Consider the following 8,038-nt stretch of genomic DNA (forward strand, 5'->3'; position numbering starts at 1 on the left):
ACCGTCAACGCCGGCACGCTGAACCTGAGCAATGTGGCCATCGCCACCGAGCCGGTGAACCTGGCCGCCGGCGCCACGCTGGCCACCTCCACCGGCACCTCCAGCCTGGGCGGCACGCTCACGCTGCAGGGCGCGGCCACGGTGGACGTGGCCAGCGGCGCCCAGCTCACGCTGGCCGGCACCGTAGTCGGTGGCGCCTTCAACCTGGACAAGAACGGCACCGGAACGCTGGTGCTCAGCAACGCCGGCAACGCCTACGGCGGCAACACCAACGTCAACGCCGGCACGCTGCGCCTGAACGGCGGCGTGGCCGGCGGCACCATCGCGCTGGCCAACAACACCACGCTGGACATCGCCGGCGGCAGCAGCGTCGCCAACGCCGTCACCGTCGCCGGCCCCGCCGCCACCATCACCAATTCCAGCCTCGGCGGCACGCTGGCCGCACCCGGCACCCTCGCCTTGCCCGACGGCAGCGCACTCACCCTTTCCAGCACCGGCGCCGGCACCGGCCTCACCATCGCCCGCGACATCACCGACGGTGCCGGCAACGACGCCACCGTCAACATCGCCTCCGGCCTGGTCACCCTCTCCGGCAGCAACAGCTACGGTGGTGCCACGAATGTCGCGGTCAACACCAGCCTGACGGTGGGCGCGGGCGCCACCACCGGCACCCTGGGCGCGGGCAGCGTGACGCTCAACACCGGCGCCACGCTGAACATCAACCGCAGCGGCAGCCTGGACCTGGCCCAGGCCATCTCCGGTGCCGGCAGCTTGCGCCAGATCGGCAGCGGCACGACCACCCTCACCGGCGGCAACACCTACAGCAACACCGTCATCACCGATGGCGTGCTGCAGATTGGCAACGGCGGCACCACCGGCACCTTGGGCAGCGGCACGGTCAGCATCACCAACCCCGGCCAGTTGCGCATCAACCGCAGTGACCTGGTGACGCTGGCCGGCGTGCTGTCGGGCAACGGCAGGCTCGAACAGGCCGGCAGCGGCACCACCGTGCTCACCGCCAACAACGCCGCCTATTCCGGCACCATCGCCGTCACCGGCGGCACGCTGGGCCTGGCCGGCGCCACGGCCAAGGCCGGCAGCGGCACCATCAGCCTGAATGGCAACACGCTGGACATCGCCGATGGCGCCACCGTCGACAACCCGCTCACGATCGCCAGCGGCGCCCGCATCACCAACAGCAGCGGCACCGGCACCCTGGGCGCAGGCCTTCCGCCGCCGCCGTTTGCTTCACTGGAATTGCCGGATTCGGCCACGCTCCTGCTTTCCAGCAGCGGCAGCAGCCCCGACCGGGGCCTGACCATCGCCCGCGCCATCGTCGACCAGGGGGTGGGCCCCTTCGGCACGGTGTCCATCACTGCCGGCAAGGTGACGCTGAGCGGCAACAACACCTTCAGCGGTGGCACCTCGGTCGCCAGCGGCCTCACGCTGCGTGTCGATGGCGCCGGCCGCATCGGCAACGGCAGTGGCACCCTGCAACTGGCCGCCAATTCGACGCTGGACATCACCGGCGGCGCCATCGTCAGCAACCCCGTCATCAGCGACGGCGCCACCGTCGCCAACAGCGCCGGCACCGGCACCCTGGCCGGCACGCTGACGCTCACGGCCGACTCGAGGCTGTCCAGCACCGGCGCCGGCCTCTTGCTCAGTGGCGTGATCAGCGGCGCCGGCTTCGGCATCGACAAGATCGGCGCCGGCACCGTGACCCTGGGCGCGGCCAACACCTACACCGGCGCAACGCGCGTACAGGCCGGCACCCTGGCCACCAGCGCCGCCGAGCGCATCGACAACGCCAGTGCGGTGACGGTGGATGCCGGCGCCACGCTGCGCCTGGGCGGCAACGAGACCATCGCCTCGCTCACGGGTGCTGCCGCTAGCGCCGTGGACCTGGGCGCCCACAGGCTGACCGCCGGTGGCAGCGGCGCCACCACCAGCTTCGACGGCGTCATCTCGGGCACCGGCGGTGCCCTCACCAAGACCGGCAACGGCGTCTTCACACTCGGCGCCAGCAACACCTACACCGGCCAGACCCAGGTGGCCGCCGGCACCCTGGCCCTGGGCGCCGGCGGCCACATCGACGACACCAGCGCCCTTGCCGTCGACGCCGCGGGCACGCTGACGCTGGCCGCCGACGAGACCGTCGCCAGCCTGACACTGGCGGGCACGCTGGCCGGCACTGCCAGGCTCGCGGCAACGACGGGCTATGCCCTCAGCGGCGGCAGCCGTGTCAACGCCAGCAGCAGCCTCGGCGCCGGCGCGCTCACCGTCAGCGGCACGGGCGCCGCCCTGCTCGACGGCAACGCAGCCGTCGCCAGCATCGACATCAACCCCGGCGCCGCCCTCACCCTGGGCTCGGCCGGCCGCCTGAACGGCCCCACGGCCCCTGCCGTCAATCTGGGCAACGGCGCCACGCTGACGCTGGGCGGCAACGAGACCCTGGGCTCGCTGGCCGGTGCCGGCAGCGCCAGCGCCGTTGTCGCGCTCGGCGGCGCGACGCTCACCACCGGCGACAACAACACCAGCACCACCTACGCCGGCGTCATCACCGGCGCCCAGGCCGGCAGCCGCCTCGTCAAGACCGGCAGCGGCAGCCTCACGCTCTCCGGCAGCAACAGCTATGTGGACGGCACCACGGTCAGCGGCGGAACCCTGATCGCCAGCGGCGGCACGGCCAGCCTCGGCATCGGTGGCATTGCCGTCGGCAGCAACCGGCTGGACATCAACAACGGCGCCTCGCTCGCCAATGCGGTGGCGATGGGCGGCGGCACGGTGGGCAATTCGGCGGGCGCCGGCACGCTTTCGGGCCCGCTCACGCTGGCCTCCAGTTCCAGCCTCAGCAGCCAGGGTGGCACCGGCCTCACCGTCTCCGGCGCCATCACAGGCAGCGGCAACCTCAGCGTCCAGGCCGGCACGGTGACGCTGGCCGGCAGCAACGGCTACAGCGGCACCACCGCGGTCGCCACCACCGGCACCTTGCAGGTGCAGGGCGGCGCGGCCATTCCCGACGCCTCGGCCTTGACCCTGAATGGCAACGCCGCGCTGGTGCTGCTGAGCAGCGAGACCCTGGGCTCGCTGACGGGCGGCGCCGGCAGTGGCGTCGATCTGGGCGCCTTGACGCTCACCACCGGCGGCGATGGCAGCACCACCGCCTTCGCAGGCGTGATTGCCGGCGCTGCAGGCGGCAGCCTGGTCAAGGCTGGCGCGGGCCGTTTCACGCTCACCGGCACCAACAGCTACACCGGCGGCACCACCATTGCCGATGGCACGCTGGTGGTCAGCGGCGGCGGCAAGCTCGGCACGGGAGCCGTCGCCATCGGCGCCAACCGCCTGGAGATCAACAGCGGCGCCAGCCTGCTCAACGCCGCCACCCTGGGTGGGGGCGTGATAGCCAACGCCAGCGGTGTCGCCAACTTCGGCGGAACCCTGACCCTGACATCGGACGCCAGCTTCGAGAGCACTGGCGGTGGCCTGAACCTGAACAATGCGATTGGCGGCACCGGCGGCATCACCGTGGGCGCCGGCACCGTCACGCTCGCGGGCAACAACAGCTACAACGGCGCCACCACGGTCGGCGCCGGCATGCTGCGCGTGCAGGGCGGCAATGCCATCCCCGACAGCTCGGCGGTGACGCTGGTCGGGGCAACGACGCTGGCTCTGCTCATCGACGATGAGGTTGTGGGTTCGTTGGCCGGCGGCAGCGCCGCCTCGGTCTCGCTGCCGAACCGCGTGCTCACCACCGGCGGCAATAACGACAGCACGCGCTTCGACGGCGTCATCTCAGGTGCCGCAGGGGGCCTGAGCAAGGCCGGCAGCGGCGCCTTCACGCTGGGCGGCGCCAGCACCTACAGCGGCGCCACCCAGGTTCTGGCCGGCAGCCTGGTGCTGGCCGGCGGCGAGCGCCTCAACAACGACAGCGCCGTCACCGTTTCCAGCGGCGCCACGCTGGCCCTGGCCGGCACCGAGACAGTCGCCGCGCTGAATTTGTTGGGGACGTTGGGTGGTAGCGGCACGCTGATCGCGCCCATCTACACCTTCAACGGCGGCAGCACCCTGGATGGCGCCAATCTGGGCGCCGGCACCCTCAACGCCTCCGGCGTGGGCACGCTGGGCGGCACGGCCGACGTGGGCATCGTCAACGTCAGCGGCGCCGGCAGCCGGCTCACCACCGACGCGGCGAGTCGCTTCACCGGAAAGCCGACCACCACGGTCGGCGCCGGCGCCACGCTGGTGCTGGGCACCGCCGCCCCGAGGGGTGGCAGCGAAACCCTGGGCTGGCTGGCCGGCAGCGGGGCCGTCGTGATGCCCCTTGCAGGTTCCATTCTCAGCACCGGCGAGGTCGGCGACAGCACCTTCAACGGCGTGATTTCCGGCTTGGGCGGGCTCACCAAGCTGGGGGCTGTCAGCAGCATCTTCACGCTGGGCGGCGCCAACTCCTACAGTGGGCCGACGCTGGTGCAAGGCGGCATTCTGGCCACGAGCGGGCAAGACGTGCTGCCCGACGCCACCGCACTGACCCTGGCCACCAACACCGTCCTCAGGCTCGGTGGCACCGACACCGTGCGCAGATTCGCCTCCTCGGGCACGCGCGAAGGTGCGGAACTGACCGCCTTGAGCTATGTGCTGACCGGCGGCACGCAGGGAAACATGGGTACCGGCGACCTCACCATCGCCGGCGATGTGCTGCTGGCGGGCACGAGCCAGGCCTCCGTGGTGAATATCCTCAGCGGCACGCTGACGCTGGACACCGGCACAGGTCGACTCGCCGCGGCACCGGTCACCACCATCGAGTTGGGCGGCAACCTGGTGCTCGGTGGCAACGAGACGCTCGGCTCGCTGGCCGGCGGCGCCACCGGCGCTGGCAACGTCAACCTCAACAGCTTCACGCTCAGCACCGGCAACGCTGGCAGCAGCAGCTACAGCGGCGTGATTTCGGGCACCGGCAATCTCGTCAAGCAGGGCGCACTCACCACCTTCACGCTGGGCGGCGCCAATCTCTACACCGGCACGACCACGGTGCAGGCCGGCACCCTGGTCACCAGCGCCGCCAATGTGCTGCCCAACAACAGCGCGGTGACGGTGGACAGCCTCGCCACGCTGCAACTCGGCGGCAGCGACGCGGTCAGCAGCCTGGTGCTGGCGGGCACCCTGAACGGCAGCGGCCACACCCTGACCGCCAGCACCTACGCGCTGAACAGCGGCAGCGTCAATGCCAACCTGGGCGCTGGCGACCTCAGCACCACCGCCACCGGCTCCGGCACCAGCACGCTCACCGGCAGCGCTGCCGTGACCAGTGTCGACGTCGGCAGCGGCAGCCGCCTCATCCTGGCCGCCGCCAACCGCCTGACGGCCCCCAGTGTCGCCGTGACGGTGGCCGGCACCCTGCAACTCAACGCCGACCAGACCATGGGTTCGCTGGCCGGCGCCGGCAATGTCGAGCTGAATACCTTCCGCCTCAGCACCGGCACGGGCGCCAGCAGCAGCTATGCGGGCGTCGCCTCGGGCGCGGGCGGCATCACCAAGCTGGGTGCGGCCACCTTCACCATGGCTGGCGTCAACACCTACACCGGCTCGACACGGGTCGAGGACGGCACGCTCACGCTCGGCGGCAGCCTGGCCTCGACCGCCATCGACGTGGCCGGCGGCACCCTGGCCCTGGGCGCGGCCGACCGCCTGCTCAACGCGGCGGCCATCAGCGTCAATGGCGGCGCCTTCCTTGCACTGGGCGGCACCGAGACCGTCGGCAGCCTGGCGCTGTCGGGCACGCTGTCGGGCACCGGCAAGCTCAGCGCCCCCACCTACACGCTGGCTGGCGGCAGCACGCTGGCCGACGCCAACCTCGGCACCGGCACGCTCACCAGCAGCGGCAGCAGCAGCCTGGCCGGCACCAGCGATGCCGGCAACGTCAACGTCGACAGTGGCAACCTGAGCCTGGCCTCGGCGTCCCGGCTGACCGCGCTGCCGGCGGTGACGGTGGCCGCGCCCGCCACCCTCACGCTGGGCGGCGACCAGAGCGCCGGCACCCTGGCCCTGGCCGGCATCCTGGCCGGCAGCGGCCACACGCTCAGCGCCACCCGCTATGACCTGGACGGCGCCAGCGTCATCGCCAACCTCGGCACCGGCGCGCTGAACAGCCTGGGCAGCAGCACGCTGACGGGCAGCGCCGCGGCCACCGTTGTCAACGTCAACGGTGGCACCCTCAGCCTGGCCGCGGCCAACCGCCTGGCACCGGCCTCGGTGGTGACGGTGGCCACCGGCGCCAACCTCAGCCTCGGCGCCAACCAGACGATAGGCAGCCTGGCGGGCACGGGCGCGGTGGATCTGGCCAGCTTCACGCTCGGCACCGGCGCGGCTGGCGACAGCAACTTCGGCGGCGTGCTGGGCGGCACAGGCAACCTCGTCAAGCAGGGCGCGCTCACCACCTTCACGCTGGCCGGCTCCAACACCTACACCGGCCTCACCACCGTGCAGGGCGGCACGCTGGCCGCCACCGGCAGCAATGTGCTGGCCGACACCAGCACGCTCAGCGTCGCCTCGGGCGCGGCGATGACGATGGTCAACGACGACACCGTCGCCGCCCTCACGCTGTCCGGCACGCTGTCGGGCACCGGCATGCTGTCGGCCGCCACTTACGCCCTCGCGGGCGGCACGGCCAACGCCAACCTCGGCACCGGCACGCTCACGTCCACGCAGACAAGCCGACTGGCCGGCAGTTCCGCCGCGGCCACCGTCAACGTCGACGATGGCACGCTGACACTGGCATCGGTGGATCGGCTGGCCAACGCTGCCGCGGTGACGGTGGCAAGCGGCGCCGCGCTGGCCCTCACCGGCAATGACAGCATCGCCAGCCTCACGCTGGCCGGCACCCTGGGCGGCAGCGGCACGCTGACGGCCGCCACCTATGCCCTGAACAGTGGCAGAGCCGACGCCAACCTGGGCAGCGGCGCGCTCACGTCCACCGGAAGCAGCACGCTGGCCGGCACCGCGGCGGCCGCCACGGTGGGCATCAGCAGTGGCACGCTGACCCTGCCTTCGGCCGACCGCCTGAGCGCAGCCACGGCCGTCAGCGTCGCCTCCGGCGCCACGCTGGCGACGAGCGGCAACCAGACCTTCGGCAGCCTGGCCGGCGCCGGCACGGTGGCCCTCGCCGGCGCCACGCTGGCCAGCGGCAGCCTCGCCAGCAGCGAGTTCTCGGGCGTAATCAGCGGCAGCGGCAACCTCGTCAAGCAGGGTGATGGCAACACCTTCACGCTCAGCGGCACCAACAGCTACACCGGCAGCACCACGGTAGCGGCCGGCACGCTGGCACTGTCTGGCACCGGCACGCTGGCCTCGAGCGTGATCAACGTCGACGCCGGCACCCTGGCCCTGGCCGCCGCCGAGCGCCTGGCCAACACGGCTGCGCTCAGCGTCGCCAGCGGCGCCACGATGACCCTGGCCGGCGACGAGACCGTCACCAGCCTGGCCCTGGCCGGCACCCTGGCTGGCAGCGGCACGCTCAGCGCCGGCACCTACGCCCTCAACGGGGGCAGCACCGGCGCCACGGCCAACCTCGGCGGCGGCACGCTCACTTCCATCGGCGCCAGCAGGCTGGCCGGCACCTCGGCCGCCGGCAACGTCAGCGTCAATGGCGGCGCGCTCACGCTGGCCGCGGCCGGCCGGCTCACGGCCACCCCCGCTGTCAACGTGGCCTCCGGCGCCAGCCTGGCCCTGGCCGGTGACCAGACCCTCGGCAGCCTGGCCGGCGCCGGCACCATCGAGTTGGACAGCTTCCTGCTGCGCACCGGCGCGCTGGGTGACAGCAGCTTTGACGGCGTCATTGCCGGCACGGGTGGCATCGCCAAGCAGGGCAGTTCCAGCTTCACGCTCAACGGCGCCAACACCTACACCGGCAATACCCGCGTCGAGGCCGGCACGCTGGCGCTTTCGGCCACCGGCACGCTGGCCTCGGGCAGCGTCAGCGTCGATGCCGGCACCCTGGCCCTGGCCGCGGCCGAGCGCCTGGCCAACGGCGCGGCCGTCA

The 8,038-nt window shown here is 72.2% G+C and carries 1 protein-coding gene; it reads left to right on the forward strand.

What is annotated here, in order from left to right:
* Positions 1–8,038, forward strand: an 8,038-nt coding sequence (locus tag JMV16_RS15925) for a beta strand repeat-containing protein (RefSeq protein ID WP_201495290.1), incomplete at both ends; no start/stop codon positions are given.

The sequence above is a fragment of the Rubrivivax sp. A210 genome, assembly GCF_904426505.1.
Taxonomy (GTDB): domain Bacteria; phylum Pseudomonadota; class Gammaproteobacteria; order Burkholderiales; family Burkholderiaceae_C; genus Rubrivivax.